Genomic DNA, 15,470 nt, shown 5'->3' on the forward strand with positions numbered 1-15,470 from the left:
TGCCGCTGTCTCTGAGACAGCGCATGCAAAGACGCAGATATGCACGCGCGACGCCCGCCAACAGAATTTTCATTTCGGGCTGCGCACGCAGCGGGACGACGCTGACACAGCGGCTGATGAGGTGTTTCGAGGACATTTTCGTCCATCCGCCCGAAGCGCGATACGCAATGCTGGACATGTTGGACCGGCCGGAATCGAACCTCGTCGTCAAGCGCGATGCGCGCGGTTTTGCGCATCTGGCGAAGCTACCGACCTCCATCGGCTTGATCTATTGCGTGCGCCATCCATTCGACACGCTGACAAGTTCGCATCCGCAAACACGCAACCAGCGTCGGTTCCACGTCACGCCGCAACGCTGGCTGACCGAATACGACGCGCTGATCCGGCTGAAGAAGGCACAACCGCACCGGCAGATCCTTTTCGTCCGCTACGAAGACATGATCGGCGCGCCCGATGCGCAGCAGGACAGAATCGCGCAGTCATTCGGACTGACACCGCGCATTCGTTTCAGCGAGGACCCGGACAATCCGATCCGGGTGGCTTCGTTGAGAAAATGGGAACGGAATGAAGAATTCAGGACCTATCTCGGCGGCCTGCCCCCGGCATTTCTCGCCCGCGTCCAACGTTTCTGCGCCGAGTTCGGCTATGACATGCCAATAAGCACGCCGACCGTGGACGCGCGGTGATGCAGGCACCGGCGGCCCTCGCGACAGAAGAGCTGGATCCCAAGCGGCGCGTGCTCAAGGACGTGTTCGGCTTCGATGATTTTCGCCCCGGGCAGGCCGATGTCATGGACGCGCTGCTGGCCGGGCGTCATGTGCTGGCTGTGATGCCGACTGGTGCGGGCAAATCGCTTTGCTACCAGGTGCCGGCGCTTGTCCTGGGCGGGCTCACCATTGTCGTCTCGCCGCTGGTGGCGCTGATGCAGGATCAGGTCGCCGCCTTGCGGCTTGCCGGCGTGGCCGCCGATACGATCAATTCCTCGATCGACCGCGATGCCAATATCGCCGCATGGCGTCGCGTCGCCTCGGGCCAGACGCGCCTGCTCTATCTCGCGCCGGAGCGGTTGATGACCGAGCGCATGCTCGAGGCGCTGGCCAGGCTCGATATCAGCCTGATCGCCGTCGACGAGGCGCATTGCATTTCGCAATGGGGGCCGGCGTTCCGGCGCGAATACGAGGACCTGTCGCGTCTGCGCGGCATCTTTCCCAGCGTGCCGATCATCGCGCTGACGGCGACGGCGGACGAAGGCACGCGCACCGACATCGAATCCCGGCTGTTTGCCGAGCGCGTCGAGACCCTGGTGCTGGGCTTCGACAGGCCGAACATCAAGCTTGCCATCGAGGCCAAGCAGGACAGCAAGCGGCAATTGCTGCGCTTCGTCGAGCGCCATCCCGGCCGCAGCGGCATCGTCTATTGCCTGTCGCGCAAGAAGACGGAGGAGATGGCGGCCTTCCTCGAGAAGAACGGCGTCACCGCGCTCGCCTATCATGCCGGCATGAGCAAGGAGGCGCGTGACGCCAACCAGAACAGCTTCATGACCTTGTCCGGCGTCGTCATGGTGGCGACCATCGCCTTCGGCATGGGCATCGACAAGCCTGACGTCGCCTATGTCTTCCACACCGACATGCCGGGCAGCCTGGAGGCCTACTACCAGGAGATAGGCCGCGCCGGCCGCGATGGGCGGGACGCCGAGGCGCATATGCTGTTCGGCCTGGGCGATATCCGCATGCGCAGGATGTTCATCGACGACGAGGATGCGCCGCCCGAGCACAAGAGGCGCTCGCATGGCCGGCTCGACACGCTGATAGGCTATTGCGAGACGGCGCAGTGCCGCCGCCAGGTGCTGCTCGGGTATTTCGGCGAGGAAGCGCAGCCTTGCGGCAATTGCGACACCTGCCTCGACCAGGCACCGCGCGCCGATGGCGGAGCCGAGGCTCGAATCATCCTGACGGCGATCGCCCAGAGCGGTGAGCGTTTCGGTGCCGGTCATGTCATCGACATCCTGCTCGGCCATGAAACCGAGAAGGTGCTTGCCAGGAACCACCAGAGGCTCACGAGTTTCGGCAGTGGTCTGGCGCACAAGAAGGATTTCTGGCTATCGCTGATCCGGCAACTCGTCGCCGGCGGGTTCCTGATGCCGGATCCGGCCGGTCATGGCGGCCTCGCCATCGCCGAAAAGGGTCATGCGCTTGGCCGTGGCGAGGTGCCGTTCCATTATCGTGTCGAGGTACGCAGCCGCGCCTTGCGCGGCAAGATGCGCTCCGGGCAGGATCTCGGGCAGTCGGCTGTGGACACCGGGCTACTGGCCGCGCTCAAATCCTTGCGCCTGCGGCTCGCCAAGGAGCGCCAGGTGCCGGCCTATGTGGTGTTCTCCGATCGCACGCTGATCGACATGGCAGAGCGCCGCCCGAACGACCTCGACGCCTTCGCTGAAGTGAATGGGGTTGGGGCGGCAAAGCTGAAGGAGTTCGGCCAGGTTTTTCTGAGTGCGATTGCCGAGCACCGGTCGGGTGAGGCGGCCTGAGGTCAGATCAGCGACTGGTCACGCGCCGTGAAGCAGAGGGATCTTCGGAGAAGGCATCCGCTCCGAAACCTCCTGTGCCGCCGCCGCCCATTCCTCCACCGCCCATGCCCCCCAGGGACCGATTAGTTCAACGTTTTCTGGCCGGCCGGTCGACAGATCAGGCCCAGACTGAGGCGTGCATCGACTTCATGGCCGAGCATTTGCAACCGCAATAGATGCCGCTGTCCGCTTGCAGGCACCTATCCACTGCAAGCGTCGCGGGCGACCCGCCGGGCGTCAGTCGCGCGATGTGGACAGTCCCGCGAGAAGCGGAGCGTAGGCGGCGAGCCTGCGGGATACGAACTCAGTGAAGAGCCGCACGCGCTTCGTCTTGCGTGTCTCCCCATGTGTGAGAAGCCAGAGCGTTCCGTACAGGTGCAGGTCGGTGCCCGGCACCCTCACCAGCAGGGGGTCGGCATCTCCGACGAAGCACGGCAGTGTCGTGATCCCGAGACCTTGCCGTACGGCAACGATCTGCGCCTCGGCGTCCGTGATCCTGAATGGAACTCCCGTGGTGCCAACCTCACCCGCGCTGGCCCACTCTGGAATTCCATGAACGCTTATGACGATCCACCGGATGGGATCAGGTGCGCCCGCACGCCACGCGGCCAGGCGATCGCGGGACATGTAGACGCCGCCAAACACCTCCGCTCCCTTCAGTCCGTGAAGATTGAGCGGCAGGTTTTTGCGGTCGTAGACGACGCGGATCGCCACGTCGGCCTCTCGGTTGGTCAGATTTGCCAGCTCGCCGGACGACAAGATTTCCATCTCGATGTCTGGATGCAGGTGCGCGAAATCGGCGAAGTCCGGCATGAGCAGGTGCGTCGCGAGGGGCGGTGCCAGCGTCACCCGCAGAAGTCCGCGTACGCTCTGGTCGCGCCCGAAGACGCGCGTCTCCAGCTGGTGCGACGACGCTTCCATCTGGTTCGCGAGCTCGAGGACCTCCTCGCCGGCAGCGGTCAGGCGGTAGCCCGAAGGCAGCTTTTCGAACATTTGCGCCCCGAGGCGTTCCTCAAGCTGTGCGATGCGTCGCAGAACGGTCGAGTGATTCACCCCGAGCTGCGCGCCGGCAGCCCGCACCGAGCCTCCGCGTGCGACGGCTAGAAAGTAGCGAACGTCATCCCAGTCGATCATGGTGCAATCCGGCACCGCGCGGTGCGCCTTCCAAAGCCCGTATCTAACACATCCTACAGCAGTAGGGGCGGGATATCGTGGCTTGTGTCGACAAGGGCGACGCTATTCCGAACGGCGGACACGGATCGTCGCGGGCTGGCGTCAATCCTGAAAGCGGATCGATTCTGCACCACCGATGTGCGCGCTTCCGCACTCACCGCGCGACCCCGGCGGGCCCATCTAGAGGTTCTCGGGGCGTCCCCGAACGACCAAAGACAGAGCCTGGAAGGATTAAGTCATGGGAAAACTGGATGGTAAGGTTGCGGTTATAACGGGTGGTGCCACCGGCATCGGCCTCGCCGCTGCAAAGCGCTTCATCGAGGAGGGCGCCTTCGTCTTCATCTTCGGCCGCCGGCAGGAAGCGCTAGACGCCGCTGTGGCCGAGCTCGGGCCCAATGCCCGCGCGGTGAAGGGCTCGGTCTCGGATGAGGCCGACCTCGATCGGCTCTACGCGGCGGTGAAGGCCGAGCGCGGAACCCTCGACATCATCTTCGCCAACGCCGGGGTGGGAAGCCTGCTTCCGCTCGGCAAGCTCACCGCCGAGCACATTGACGAAACCTTCAACACCAATGTGAAGGGTACGATCTTCACGGTCCAGAAGGCGCTGCCGCTGATGGGCGAGGGCGGTTCGATTATCCTGACCGGATCGAGCGCCGGCACCACGGGCGCGCCCGCATTCAGCGTCTATAGCGCGAGCAAGGCGGCGGTGCGCAACCTCGCGCGGACCTGGGCGGAAGACTTGAAGGGCACCGGCATCCGGGTAAACGTGCTGTCGCCCGGGCCGACGGCGACCGAACTCGCGAAGGCAGCGATAGGCGAGGAGGGCCTGAAGGTCTTCGCCTCGATGAATCCGCTTCAGCGTATGGCCGATCCAGCGGAGATCGGGGCGGCGGCTGCGTTTCTCGCGTCGCCCGACAGCAGCTTCATGACTGCCAGCGAGGTCGCCGTCGACGGGGGCTTGGCGCAAATCTGACCCGCTACGCCCCGCCGTTCATTCCATTCGATATCCCGAGCCCGCAGGGCCTGGTAAACTGAAGGAGAGTATACATGAGCTACGCAATTATCGGCTTCGGCAAGATCGGCCAGGCTCTTGCCAAGGCATTTGCCCGCAAGGGCCTCGAAGTGTCCGTGGCAACCACGCGCGACCCGGAAAGCTTTGCATCCGACGCGGCCGCGATCGGACCCATGATCATCCCGAAAACACTGGCGGACGCCGTCAAGGCGGACATCATCTTTTTGGCTGTCCGCTTTGAATCGCACCCGGATGTCGCGAAGGCGCTGCCAAGCTGGGAAGGCAAGACGATCATCGACGCGACGAACGTGTTTCCAGTCCCCGAAGAGCTGGACGGTCTGCCGTCCTCCGCCTTCGTCGCGAAGGCGTTCACCGGCGCCAAGCTCGTCAAAGGCTTCAATCACCTGATTGCGGCCACCCTGGCTGCCGATCCGATCGTCGAGGGCGGGCACCGGGTCGTCTTTCTGTCGAGCGACGACGAGGACGCGATCGCTCCCGTGGCGGCATTGGCCAAACAACTCGGGTTCGCACCGGTCAAGCTGGGGAAGCTCAACGAGGGCGGCACGCTGGTGCACGCACGCGGCCGCACTTGGGGCCAGCTGATCTTCCAGGACCTGTTCAAGAAGGAGCAGTAACGGATTTATCGTGTGCCGACAGAGTGGCAGGCGTACGATGCCGGCCACATCGTCGGCAACGAGCCAAGCGCGCGAAGTGACGTGCTTGAAAGCTTACATCTGCCTGGGATCCTTCGGCCGACATGTGCCGGCCCCCCATGCTTCATAGTTGCAAAAGCTGATGCCCCAGCCAGCATCGCGTCTTTTGGAAGTTGCCTCACGACCGCCCGCGCGGATGGGTCCGAAGCCACCCCAACTGCCATCCGAGCCTTTGTAATTTCCCATGACGCGATAATTGCAGTTGTTCACGACGACGTTGCCGTCCATCGACACGCATGCCGATACGACAGTGGAAAGGCTGAAGAAAGCTGCGATGGCGAGAGAGGCTTTGCGCATCGTGGTCTCCTAACTGGGTTCGGCGAACCAACCGTTACGAGATCGTGGGCCGGGCCTCTCCCCATTTGGGCTAAACCGGCTGGTAAATTCACAGCGGCATGGCTGCGCTTGCGGACAGAAGCGATGTGCGGAGATGCCGAATGGGCCTGCCCATCGCCGAAGCTTTACGGCCTCCGCGAAGGCCAGAGTGTCCCGGCTCGAGCGGCTTTGTCCTGCTGCGGATATGCGGCAGGCGGCCCAGGAAATGTCCGGTTTTCTCGGGATTGAATGGCGGAGAGGGAGGGATTCGAACCCCCGATGGGCTTGCACCCATGCCGCATTTCGAGTGCGGTGCATTCGACCACTCTGCCACCTCTCCGCGGTCATGGTCGGCCGTTGCCGGCGCGGCGCACTAGATAACGGCTGAACGGGCAGGTTACAAGGCCAATCCGTCAGTTATTTGGCTTGCCGGACAAGCAGCGGATTCGCGACGGTTCAGCGGCGGCGAGGCCTGGATAGGTTGGTAACCAGTCACGCGTGCTTGCCTCGACGATGGTCACGTCGTGCAGTCGTGCTGACACGCTCGATCCTTCGGCCGCCAACAACAGTCCCGACAACAGCTGTTTGCCTTGACTCGCACTCAACCTTCGGTTAGGGACAGCGCGCAATCGGCGTGGAGGGTTCTTCCGCGCCGCTTGTTTTTTGAACCCGCAGACTGACAAAAAGACGGCTGAACCGCCAGAGGCGGCTCATCAAGGCCGACCGAACAGCGAAAGGCAAAAAATGTTCGCAGTCATTAAAACGGGTGGCAAGCAGTATCGCGTTGCCGCCAACGATCTCCTGAAGATCGAAAAACTCGAAGCCGCTGTCGGCGATATGGTCGAGATCGGCCACGTCCTCGCACATGGCGAAGGCGAGAATGTCACGTTCGGCGCGCCGTTCGTCGACGGCGCGGTGGTCACCGCCGAAGTCGTCGAGCAGGGCAAGAACCGCACCGTCATCGCCTTCAAGAAGCGCCGCCGGCAGAATTCGCGCCGCAAGATCGGCCATCGCCAGCTTTTGACCACCGTGCGGATCTCCGAGATCCTGCTGGGTGGCGCCAAGCCGACGAAGACGGCAGCGGTCAAGGCGCCGAAGAAGGTGAAGGCCGAGGCCGCCACCGAGGTGCAGGCGGAAGCCGCGCCGAAGAAGGAGCCCAAGGCCAAGGCAGCCGAGACAAAGGCAGCCGAGACCGCGGCAGCGCCGCTGTTCAAGGCGCCCAAGGGTGAGCCGGACGATCTGACCGTGATCAAGGGCATCGGCCCGGTCGCGGCCAAGGATCTCAACGAGCAGGGCATCATCACCTTCGCGCAGCTCGCCAAGCTGACCGACAAGGATGTCGCCAAGATCGACGAGCACATGCCCTTCAGCGCCGACCAGATCAAGGACTGGCGCGAGCAGGCCAAGGAATTGGCGGCGAAGTAATTTTCTGGCGACCAGGTCGCCGGATCGGACTTGAAACGGAACGCGAACGCGTTCATAAGGCCTTTTAGGCGCCTTGCGGCGCAACGGAGTTAGTTAGATGGCACACAAGAAAGCTGGCGGCTCGTCGCGCAACGGTCGCGACTCGCATTCCAAGCGTCTGGGCGTGAAGAAGTTCGGCGGCGAAGCCGTCATCCCGGGCAACATCATCATTCGTCAACGCGGCACCACGTGGCATCCCGGCGTCAATGTCGGCATGGGCACGGACCATACGCTTTTTGCGCTCGAGACCGGCGCCGTGACGTTCAACAAAAAAGCCAACGGCCGAACCTACGTATCGGTCAACCCGATTGCCAAAGCCGCGGAGTAGCCGGTTCCGCACTAGAACACCGGCGCCCATCTCGGGAACCGGTGTCTGGCAAAGCCAGGAAAAGGATCAGGGGAGATGGGTTTCCATCTCCCCTTTTTCTTGTGCCTGGAGGACTTTCAAATGGTTGCCGAAGCGGAAGACTCAGAAGACGAAAGTTACGCGATAGACTGCCCGGTGCTGGTCACCGAGCGGCTGGTGATGCGGGCGCCACACGAGGGCGATATCGCGCAGCTGGTCGAGCTTGCCGACAACCGCCATGTCGCCGAAATGCTGGCACGCATGCCGCACCCCTATGGCGAGGCCGAGGCGCGCGCGTTCCTGGCCATGACCAAATCGCGTCGGGCCGGCATTGCTTATGCCCTGACGCTGGCTGGCACCGACACCTTCGTCGGCTGCGCCGGCCTCAACACCACCGATCGCGGGCTGGAGCTCGGTTACTGGATCGGCGAGCCGCACTGGAAGAAGGGCTATGCGACGGAAGCAGCGCACGCGCTGGTCGATCTCGCCTTCCAGAGGACGTCGATCCAGGTCCTGCATGCCTCGACGCGGGTCATCAATCCGGCCTCGCGCCGCGTCATCCACAAATGCGGGTTCCAGTATGCCGGCCAGGGCATGCTGAACTCGATCGTCGCCGGCCAGGTTCCCGTCGAGCGCTACCGGCTCGATCGCAAGACCTGGACCAGCCTGCGGAACTGGGTGCATTTCTGATGGATGACGGCGGTCAAGCCAATGGTCGACAGCAGCGATATTGAAACGGCCGCGATCGCGCCGATGACGCCTGGGGATATCGAAAGCTTTCATCGCGCGCTCGATGTCGTAGCGCGTGAGCGAAAGTACTTGTCCTTCCTTGAGGCGCCACCGCTGGATCAAGTCAGAAGTTTCGCAATGGATCGTATCGGGAGAGGCGATCCGGGGTTCGTGGCCGTTGTTCGTGGCGAGGTCGTCGGCTGGTGCGACATCTCACGCCATGATCGGCTCATCCATGCCCATCGCGGCTCCCTCGGGATGGGGATTGTTCCTCCCTATCGGGGGCGAGGGCTTGGACTGCGGCTCATCAATGCAACCTTGGCGCAAGCGCGCAGGGCCGGTTTCGTCCGCATCGAACTCTCCGTGCATTCCGACAATGCTCGCGCCATCTCTCTCTACGACAAGGTCGGGTTTGTCAGGGAGGGCGTGCAGCGCGATGCCGTCCATGTCGACGGGGAATACCGCGATACGATCATGATGGCGATCGTCGAACGCGAAAACGCCGCCAGATGAATGGCCATCAGCCCAGTTCGGCCCACACCGGCAGATGGTCCGAGCCGACTGCCTTTCGGTCGACCCACAGACGCTGCAGGGATCTGGCAAGCGAAGCGCTGGTAAAGATATAATCGATGCGCTTGTGCCGGCTGGGATCGGTGGGTTGCTTGGGATCGACCCAACTGATGAGATCGTCGCCGGTGGCGTTCAGCCGCAAGGCGGCATCGACGGCGAAGTCGGCGGTCAGCGGCATGCCGAATTCATGGTCCGGCCGGCCGGCGAGTTCGACATATTCGGGTGAGCCGGCCAGCATGTTGAAATCGCCCATGCCGACAAAGGCTTCGGGATGCGGCAGTTCCGGCAGGCCGATCTCGGCGACGCCGGACAGTGCTCCGCCTTCGAGCGCATAGTTCAGCATGCGTTGGCGCAGGAACTGGATCTGGCTGGCGCGTTCGAGGGGGCTGCGGTGATCGAGATGGATGGAATAGAAGCGGATGAAACCAAGCGGCGTCTCGATCAGCGCTTCCAGCGCGCCGCGCTGGAAGTTCATCATCTCGAAGCTGCGGCTGCGCGGCAAAAGCAGGTTGCGCGACAGATGAATGGGCGTCCTAGACAGCACCATGTTGCCGAGCTGGAAGGTTTTCGTCACGGCACGGCCGTTGTCGATGTGCGAACCGATATTGGCCTCGAAATTGCTGCCATAGACGGCGAAATAGTCGGGCAGCGCCTCGCCGATCTCGGCGACCATGTCGCGGCCGCCATTCCGAGGATTGTTGCGGGTCACCTCCTGCAAAGCGATCACGTCGGCGCCGCGCACGGCATCGGCGATGCGCCCGACATCGTACTGCCCGTCGAGGCCGATGCCGTACTGGATGTTGTAGGTTACAAGCTTCATTCCGACGTCTCTCCGGCCAACCCCACATGGCCATTGTCACAAAACGGCCTCGCCCTTCGCCGCGCCTTGGTTTAGAGCAAGGGCCAAGGTTTAGAGCAATGCCGCAAAGCCACTAGTAGAAACTGTACAATCTCATGAAATTTCTCGATCAAGCCAAGGTATACATCCGCTCCGGTGACGGCGGCGCCGGTTCGGTGTCGTTCCGGCGCGAAAAATTCATCGAGTTCGGCGGGCCGGATGGCGGCGACGGCGGCCGCGGCGGCGATGTCTGGCTGGAGGCGGTCGACGGGCTGAACACGCTGATCGACTACCGGTATCAGCAGCATTTCAAGGCCAAGACCGGCGTCCACGGCATGGGCCGCAACATGACCGGAGCCAAGGGCGCCGACGTCACGCTGAAAGTGCCGGCCGGAACGCAGGTGTTCGAAGAAGACAACGAGACGCTGATCTGCGACCTGACCGTGGTCGGACAGCGCTTTCTGCTGGCCAAGGGCGGCAATGGCGGTTTCGGCAACCAGCATTTCAAGACCTCGACGAACCAGGCGCCGCGCCGCGCGAATCCCGGCCTGCCGGGGCAAGAGCTCAACATCTGGCTGCGGCTGAAGCTGATCGCCGATGCCGGGCTGGTCGGGCTGCCCAATGCCGGCAAGTCGACATTCCTGGCGGCGGTCACCGCAGCCAAGCCGAAGATCGCCGACTATCCCTTCACGACGCTGCATCCCGGCCTCGGCGTTGCCCGCATCGACGCGCGCGAATTCGTCATCGCCGACATTCCGGGCCTCATCGAAGGCGCGCATGAGGGCGTCGGCATCGGCGATCGCTTCCTTGGCCACGTCGAGCGCACGCGTGTGCTGCTGCATCTGGTTTCGGCGCAGGAGGAAAATCCGGGCAAGGCCTACAAGACCGTGCGAGCCGAGCTCGACGCCTATGGCCATGGCCTCACCGACAAGGTCGAGATCCTGGCGCTTTCCCAGGTCGACACGCTCGACGCCGATGCGCGCAAGAAGAAGGTCGCCTCGCTGAAACGCGCTGCCGGCCGCGCGCCGATGCTGTTGTCGGCGGTCACCGGCGAGGGCGTCGAGGCGGTGCAGCGGGCGCTGATGGCGGTGATTGCTGAGGCGCGCGCGCAGATCGCGGCGCCGGTCGAGACGCGCTGGGACAAATAGGGTCATGCAGTCGCTGAGAAAATATCGGCGCATCACCGTCAAGATCGGCTCGGCGCTGCTCGTCGACCGCGCGACGGGCCTGAAGCGCGACTGGCTGGCTTCGCTCGCCGACGACATTGCCGGGCTGGCCCAGGGCGGCGCTGAAATCCTCGTCGTCTCGTCCGGCGCTATCGCGCTTGGCCGCACCATCCTTGGCCTCGGCAAGCGAGCCCTGAAACTGGAGGAGAGCCAGGCGGCGGCAGCCGTGGGACAGATCGCGCTGGCCGGCGCCTGGTCGGACGCGCTCGGCAAGGGCAGCCTGAAATCGGGCCAGATCCTGCTGACGCTCGGCGACACCGAGGAGCGCCGCCGCTATCTCAACGCGCGGGCGACGATCTCGACACTCTTGAAGATGAAGGCAGTGCCGGTCATCAACGAGAACGACACGGTGGCGACTTCCGAAATCCGCTACGGCGACAATGACCGGCTGGCGGCCCGCGTCGCCACCATGATGGGCGCCGATCTTTTGGTGCTGCTTTCCGACATCGACGGGCTCTACACCGCGCCGCCGGCGCGCGACCCCAACGCCAAATTCATTCCGGTGGTCGACCGCATCACGCCTGATATCGAGGCGATGGCGGGTGCGGCCGCTTCCGAGCTGTCGCGCGGCGGCATGCGCACGAAGCTCGATGCCGGCAAGATCGCCACCGCCGCCGGCACCGCGATGATCATCACGTCGGGCACTCGGCTGTCGCCGCTGATGGCGATCGAACGCGGCGAGCGCGCTACTTTCTTTCGGCCGAGCAGCAACCCGATCAAGGGCTACAAAACCTGGATCGCCGGCCAGCTCGAGCCGGCCGGCCGGCTTACGGTCGATGCCGGCGCCATCGGCGCGCTGCTGTCGGGCAAATCGTTGCTGCCGGCCGGCGTCAAGCTGGTCAGCGGCAATTTCTCGCGCGGCGACACGGTGGCGATCCTGTCGCCCGAGGGCCGCGAGATCGCGCGCGGGCTGGTTGCCTATGATGCCGCCGATGCCGTAAGGATCGCGGGCCTGAAGACGGCCGAGATCGAAACCGTGCTCGGCTACGAGGCGCGTTCGGCGATGATCCACCGCGACGACCTTGTGGTGAGCCATTCGGGTGACCAAGTACGGGCCGGCGACCAAACAGGGGCCGGTGACCAAGTCACGGTTGGTGGCGATGTAAGCGGAGGATGAGCCATGCTGAAACTGCATGAAAAATCCGGGGATGACACTGTCGCGCTGATGGCCGATATCGGCCGGCGCGCCCGGGCTGCCGCCCGGCCGCTGGCCATTGCCACGACCGCCGCCAAGAACGCCGCACTGCTGGCCATGGCCGAGGCGATCGTGGCCCGTGAGCAGGACATTCTCGACGCCAATGCCATCGATGTTTCGAATGGTCATGAATCCGGGCTTTCCACCTCCTTCATGGACCGGCTGAAGCTCGATCCGGCGCGCATCCGCGCCATGGCCGACGGCATCCGCGAAATCGCCGCGCTGCGGGATCCGGTTGGCGACGTGATCGCGCAGTGGGACCGGCCGAACGGTTTGCATATCGAGCGCGTGCGCACGCCGCTCGGCGTCGTCGGCGTCATCTATGAGAGCCGCCCGAACGTCACCGCCGATGCCGGCGCGCTGTGCCTCAAAGCCGGCAATCCGGTGATCCTGCGTGGCGGTTCGGATTCGCTCAATTCTTCCGCCGCCATCCACGCCTGCCTGGTCGAAGGGCTGAAGCAAGCGGGCCTGCCGGAGGATGCCATCCAGCTGGTGCCGACCACCGACCGCGCCGCCGTCGGCGAGATGCTGAAGGGGTTGGGCGGCAACCTCGACGTCATTATCCCGCGCGGCGGCAAAAGCCTGGTCGGACGGGTGCAGGCCGAGGCGCGGGTCCCGGTCTTCGCGCATCTCGAAGGCATCTGCCATCTCTACATCGACCGTTCCGCCAAGCTCGATATGGCTGTCAGGATCGCCGTCAACGCCAAGATGCGACGCACCGGCGTCTGCGGTGCCGCAGAGACGCTGCTGGTCGACCGGGCGGTTGCCTCCACGCACCTGGTGCCGATCCTTGATGCACTTCGCGCCGCCGGCTGCGAAATCCATGCCGACGCCGAGGTGCTGAAAGTGTTTTTCGACGCCAAGCCGGCGACCGATGCCGATTGGGTGACAGAATATCTCGATGCCATCATCGCGGTAAAACTGGTCGACGGTATCGGTGGTGCGATCGAGCATATCGAGACGTTTTCCTCGCATCACACCGAGGCGATCGTCGCCGAGGATGCGCAAGCCGTCGACCGGTTTTTCAACGAGATCGATTCGGCGATCCTGCTGCACAACGCATCGACGCAGTTCGCCGACGGCGGCGAATTCGGCATGGGCGCCGAGATCGGCATCGCCACCGGCAAGATGCATGCGCGCGGACCGGTGGGCGTCGAACAGCTGACGTCGTTCAAATACCGTGTGCGCGGCTCGGGACAGGTGAGACCTTGAGCGCTGGTCTTACCCTTCCCCTTGTGGGGAGGGTGGCGAGCATAGCGAGCCGGGTGGGGGGACGACGCTGAATTCCGCGATACCCCCACCCCGCTCCGCTTCGCGGATCGACCCTCCCCACAAGGGGGAGGGTAAGGAGGCTATCCCCTCCCACTATTTCAAAATGCCGCACGCCGAGAAAGGCCTTGCCGTCGGCCTGTTCGGCGGTTCGTTCAATCCGCCGCATGCCGGCCATGCGCTGGTCGCCGAGATCGCGCTCAGACGCCTGGCGCTCGACCAGTTGTGGTGGATGGTGACGCCGGGCAATCCGCTGAAGAACACCAGGGAGTTGGCGCCGCTGGGCGAACGGCTGCAGCTGTCGGAACAGATCGCCAAGAACCCGAAGATCAAGGTCACCGCTTTCGAAGCCGCCCATCACGTCCGCTACACCGCCGATACGCTGGCGCTGGTCAAGGCGCGCAACCCTGGTGTCGATTTCGTCTGGATCATGGGTGCCGACAGTCTGCGCGATTTCCATCGCTGGCAGCGCTGGCGCGAGATCGTCATGACCTTCCCGATCGCCGTCATCGACCGCCCGGGCGCGACGCTGTCGTTCCTGTCCTCGGTCGTCGCCAAGACCTTCGACTATGCCCGCATCGACGAGGGCGATGCGCCGCGGCTTGCCCGCATGAAGGCGCCGGCCTGGACCTTCATTCACGGCCCGCGCTCGTCGCTGTCATCGAGCGCGATCCGCAAGCTGGCGAAGGGGTGAGCCCGGCCGCCCGGCCATGTCGCTTTTATCGCTTCCTTTGCCCGTTTCATGGGCAATCCTGAGCAGGCATGTCGATTCCCAGGAAAAACCGCAGCGAAGCCGAGCAGGGCGCCGAGCCCACGCCGCTGATCGCGATTGCCAGCGTCATCGTGTCGATGGCGCTGATTGCCGTCGGCAACGGGCTGATGTTTGCCTACATCCCGGTCCGGCTTGGCGCCGAGGGTTTCGATCCGACCTGGGCCGGGCTGATCATCACCGGGCTTTCGGCCGGCGGGCTCGCCGGCTGCATCTTGACCGGACCGCTGGTGCGAAGGGTCGGCCATGCCCGCGCCTTCATGGTGCTGTCGGCGCTGATCGCGCTGGCCAACGCCGCTGTCGGCGCCGGGGTCCTTCCGCTGCTGTGGATAGCCGCCCGCGCGCTCTACGGCTTTGCCATATGCGGCCTGTTCATCGTCGCGCAGAGCTGGCTGAACGATGCGGTTGCCAACGCCATCCGCGGCCGGGTGATGGCTTTCTTCTACGTTGCCTATGTCGCCGGGCTCGGCGTCGGCTACGCGACGCTAGCGCTGGTCGATATCAGGACAGCGGATGCGCCGCTGATCGGCATCGTCTTCACCGCGCTGTCGATCCTCCCTGTCGGGATGACCAAACTTGCCCAGCCGCCGGCGCCGCAGGCGGCCTCGGTGGCGCTGCGCCGTGCCTGGCGGGTTTCACCGGTCGGCGTCGCCGGCATGCTTGCCGTCGGCGGCCTGTCGATGTCGATTGCTGGCTTCGCACCGATCCACGCCACGGCCAAGGGCTACAGCCAGGCCGACGTGGCGCTGCTGCTTTCGGCGATGCCTCTCGGCACGCTGATCCTGCAGATCCCGCTTGGCTGGATTTCCGACCGAACCGACCGCCGCTATGTGCTGATCGCCGCATCCGCGCTCGCCATGGTCGCCGGCCTGTTTGCACTCGGGTTCGATGGCGGCGCGCTGGCCGCGTTGGTTGTGATCTATATCGTGTGGGACGGCGCTTCGGAATCGATCTATTCGCTGGCCAGTGCGCACGCCGCCGACCGCGCCGGCAAGGACGACATGGTGGCGCTGTCCAGTTCGCTTTTGTTTGCCTGGTCGCTGTCGGGCTTCGTCGTGCCCGGCATCGTGACGGCGCTGTCGGCCGTCTTCGGAACGCAGGCTTTCATCTATGTGGCTGTTCTCATCGCCGCAGCCTTCTGCCTGTTCGTGCTTTTGCGTGTGTTCACGACGCGTGCGGTCCCGGTCGGCGAAACCGGCAGTTTCGCACCGATGACGGCGCAGGCGCCGTTGCCGGTCGAACTCGCCTTCGCACCGGACGATGAGGGCCGGCACTGAGCCACCCG

The 15,470-nt window shown here is 64.2% G+C and carries 16 protein-coding genes and 1 tRNA gene; 13 read left to right on the forward strand and 4 right to left on the reverse strand.

Annotation, left to right across the window (positions count from 1 at the left end; all coding sequences use genetic code 11):
• Positions 1 to 23 precede the first annotated feature (23 nt).
• Both A9K65_RS06160 and recQ read left to right on the forward strand, forming a co-directional pair.
• A complete protein-coding gene (locus tag A9K65_RS06160; RefSeq protein WP_245267641.1) occupies positions 24 to 686 on the forward strand; it encodes a sulfotransferase in 663 nt (220 codons plus the stop codon).
• Positions 686 to 2,527, forward strand: coding sequence for a DNA helicase RecQ (recQ, locus tag A9K65_RS06165; protein WP_064995937.1), 1,842 nt, complete (start codon positions 686 to 688; stop codon positions 2,525 to 2,527). The genes A9K65_RS06160 and recQ overlap by 1 nt, the downstream gene beginning before the upstream one ends.
• A gap of 276 nt (positions 2,528 to 2,803) precedes the next feature.
• Here recQ and A9K65_RS06170 read toward each other — a convergent pair whose 3' ends face one another.
• Positions 2,804 to 3,700, reverse strand: a complete 897-nt coding sequence (locus A9K65_RS06170) for a LysR family transcriptional regulator (RefSeq protein ID WP_064995936.1) — start codon at positions 3,698 to 3,700, stop codon at positions 2,804 to 2,806.
• A 277-nt stretch (positions 3,701 to 3,977) separates the two neighbouring features.
• Between A9K65_RS06170 and A9K65_RS06175 the strand changes: the two genes are divergently transcribed.
• Both A9K65_RS06175 and A9K65_RS06180 read left to right on the forward strand, forming a co-directional pair.
• Positions 3,978 to 4,712, forward strand: coding sequence for an SDR family oxidoreductase (locus A9K65_RS06175; protein WP_013529053.1), 735 nt, complete (start codon positions 3,978 to 3,980; stop codon positions 4,710 to 4,712).
• Between the two features lie 74 nt (positions 4,713 to 4,786).
• Positions 4,787 to 5,386, forward strand: coding sequence for an NADPH-dependent F420 reductase (locus A9K65_RS06180; RefSeq protein WP_064995935.1), 600 nt, complete (start codon positions 4,787 to 4,789; stop codon positions 5,384 to 5,386).
• Positions 5,387 to 5,479: 93 nt separating this feature from the next.
• Here the strand turns inward: A9K65_RS06180 and A9K65_RS06185 are convergent, their stop codons facing one another.
• Both A9K65_RS06185 and A9K65_RS06190 read right to left on the reverse strand, forming a co-directional pair.
• A complete protein-coding gene (locus tag A9K65_RS06185) occupies positions 5,480 to 5,761 on the reverse strand; it encodes a hypothetical protein (protein ID WP_064995934.1) in 282 nt (93 codons plus the stop codon).
• Positions 5,762 to 6,029: 268 nt separating this feature from the next.
• Positions 6,030 to 6,119 (reverse strand) — tRNA-Ser (locus A9K65_RS06190).
• 404 nt (positions 6,120 to 6,523) lie between these two features.
• Between A9K65_RS06190 and A9K65_RS06195 the strand changes: the two genes are divergently transcribed.
• The 4 genes from A9K65_RS06195 (at position 6,524) to A9K65_RS06210 (ending at position 8,831) form a co-directional block, all read left to right on the forward strand.
• Positions 6,524 to 7,204: a 50S ribosomal protein L21 gene (locus tag A9K65_RS06195; RefSeq protein WP_013529062.1), complete on the forward strand. Its 681-nt coding sequence runs from the start codon at positions 6,524 to 6,526 to the stop codon at positions 7,202 to 7,204.
• Between the two features lie 97 nt (positions 7,205 to 7,301).
• Positions 7,302 to 7,571 carry a 50S ribosomal protein L27 gene (gene rpmA, locus A9K65_RS06200; protein WP_013529063.1) on the forward strand — a complete coding sequence of 90 codons (270 nt, stop codon included), beginning with the start codon at positions 7,302 to 7,304 and terminating at the stop codon, positions 7,569 to 7,571.
• A 120-nt stretch (positions 7,572 to 7,691) separates the two neighbouring features.
• Positions 7,692 to 8,279 (forward strand): GNAT family protein, encoded by a 588-nt coding sequence (locus tag A9K65_RS06205; protein WP_024502874.1) that lies wholly within the window; start codon positions 7,692 to 7,694, stop codon positions 8,277 to 8,279.
• A gap of 21 nt (positions 8,280 to 8,300) precedes the next feature.
• A complete protein-coding gene (locus A9K65_RS06210; RefSeq protein ID WP_027163447.1) occupies positions 8,301 to 8,831 on the forward strand; it encodes a GNAT family protein in 531 nt (176 codons plus the stop codon).
• A gap of 7 nt (positions 8,832 to 8,838) precedes the next feature.
• Here the strand turns inward: A9K65_RS06210 and A9K65_RS06215 are convergent, their stop codons facing one another.
• Entirely contained in the window at positions 8,839 to 9,708 is an 870-nt protein-coding gene (locus A9K65_RS06215; protein WP_027163446.1) for an endonuclease/exonuclease/phosphatase family protein, read from the reverse strand.
• Positions 9,709 to 9,842: 134 nt separating this feature from the next.
• Here A9K65_RS06215 and obgE point away from each other — a divergent pair, with 134 nt between their 5' ends.
• From obgE to A9K65_RS06240, 5 genes are all read left to right on the forward strand, one after another.
• Positions 9,843 to 10,874 carry a GTPase ObgE gene (obgE, locus tag A9K65_RS06220; protein WP_013529067.1) on the forward strand — a complete coding sequence of 344 codons (1,032 nt, stop codon included), beginning with the start codon at positions 9,843 to 9,845 and terminating at the stop codon, positions 10,872 to 10,874.
• Between the two features lie 4 nt (positions 10,875 to 10,878).
• Positions 10,879 to 12,069, forward strand: a complete 1,191-nt coding sequence (gene proB / locus A9K65_RS06225) for a glutamate 5-kinase (protein WP_064995933.1) — start codon at positions 10,879 to 10,881, stop codon at positions 12,067 to 12,069.
• A gap of 3 nt (positions 12,070 to 12,072) precedes the next feature.
• Complete coding sequence (locus A9K65_RS06230; RefSeq protein ID WP_064995932.1) at positions 12,073 to 13,359, forward strand: glutamate-5-semialdehyde dehydrogenase; 1,287 nt, start codon at positions 12,073 to 12,075, stop codon at positions 13,357 to 13,359.
• A 163-nt stretch (positions 13,360 to 13,522) separates the two neighbouring features.
• A complete protein-coding gene (locus A9K65_RS06235; protein WP_013529070.1) occupies positions 13,523 to 14,110 on the forward strand; it encodes a nicotinate-nucleotide adenylyltransferase in 588 nt (195 codons plus the stop codon).
• Between the two features lie 68 nt (positions 14,111 to 14,178).
• Positions 14,179 to 15,462 (forward strand): MFS transporter, encoded by a 1,284-nt coding sequence (locus A9K65_RS06240; RefSeq protein WP_013529071.1) that lies wholly within the window; start codon positions 14,179 to 14,181, stop codon positions 15,460 to 15,462.
• The last annotated feature ends 8 nt before the right edge of the window (positions 15,463 to 15,470 follow it).

Origin of the sequence: Mesorhizobium sp. WSM1497, assembly GCF_001672455.2 — a bacterium.
GTDB classification, from domain to species: Bacteria; Pseudomonadota; Alphaproteobacteria; order Rhizobiales; family Rhizobiaceae; genus Mesorhizobium; species Mesorhizobium ciceri.

Excerpts from the sequence above, each read along its gene's own strand:
- A9K65_RS06180 (WP_064995935.1), top strand. The coding sequence starts at position 4,787 with ATGAGCTACGCAATTATCGGCTTCGGCAAGATCGGCCAGGCTCTTGCC.
- A9K65_RS06235 (WP_013529070.1), top strand. The coding sequence starts at position 13,523 with ATGCCGCACGCCGAGAAAGGCCTTGCCGTCGGCCTGTTCGGCGGTTCG.
- obgE (WP_013529067.1), top strand. The coding sequence starts at position 9,843 with ATGAAATTTCTCGATCAAGCCAAGGTATACATCCGCTCCGGTGACGGC.
- A9K65_RS06160 (WP_245267641.1), top strand. The coding sequence starts at position 24 with ATGCAAAGACGCAGATATGCACGCGCGACGCCCGCCAACAGAATTTTC.
- A9K65_RS06205 (WP_024502874.1), top strand. The coding sequence starts at position 7,692 with ATGGTTGCCGAAGCGGAAGACTCAGAAGACGAAAGTTACGCGATAGAC.
- A9K65_RS06170 (WP_064995936.1), bottom strand. The coding sequence starts at position 3,700 with ATGATCGACTGGGATGACGTTCGCTACTTTCTAGCCGTCGCACGCGGA.
- recQ (WP_064995937.1), top strand. The coding sequence starts at position 686 with ATGCAGGCACCGGCGGCCCTCGCGACAGAAGAGCTGGATCCCAAGCGG.
- A9K65_RS06185 (WP_064995934.1), bottom strand. The coding sequence starts at position 5,761 with ATGCGCAAAGCCTCTCTCGCCATCGCAGCTTTCTTCAGCCTTTCCACT.
- A9K65_RS06195 (WP_013529062.1), top strand. The coding sequence starts at position 6,524 with ATGTTCGCAGTCATTAAAACGGGTGGCAAGCAGTATCGCGTTGCCGCC.
- A9K65_RS06240 (WP_013529071.1), top strand. The coding sequence starts at position 14,179 with ATGTCGATTCCCAGGAAAAACCGCAGCGAAGCCGAGCAGGGCGCCGAG.
- rpmA (WP_013529063.1), top strand. The coding sequence starts at position 7,302 with ATGGCACACAAGAAAGCTGGCGGCTCGTCGCGCAACGGTCGCGACTCG.
- A9K65_RS06210 (WP_027163447.1), top strand. The coding sequence starts at position 8,301 with ATGGTCGACAGCAGCGATATTGAAACGGCCGCGATCGCGCCGATGACG.
- A9K65_RS06230 (WP_064995932.1), top strand. The coding sequence starts at position 12,073 with ATGCTGAAACTGCATGAAAAATCCGGGGATGACACTGTCGCGCTGATG.
- A9K65_RS06215 (WP_027163446.1), bottom strand. The coding sequence starts at position 9,708 with ATGAAGCTTGTAACCTACAACATCCAGTACGGCATCGGCCTCGACGGG.
- A9K65_RS06175 (WP_013529053.1), top strand. The coding sequence starts at position 3,978 with ATGGGAAAACTGGATGGTAAGGTTGCGGTTATAACGGGTGGTGCCACC.
- proB (WP_064995933.1), top strand. The coding sequence starts at position 10,879 with ATGCAGTCGCTGAGAAAATATCGGCGCATCACCGTCAAGATCGGCTCG.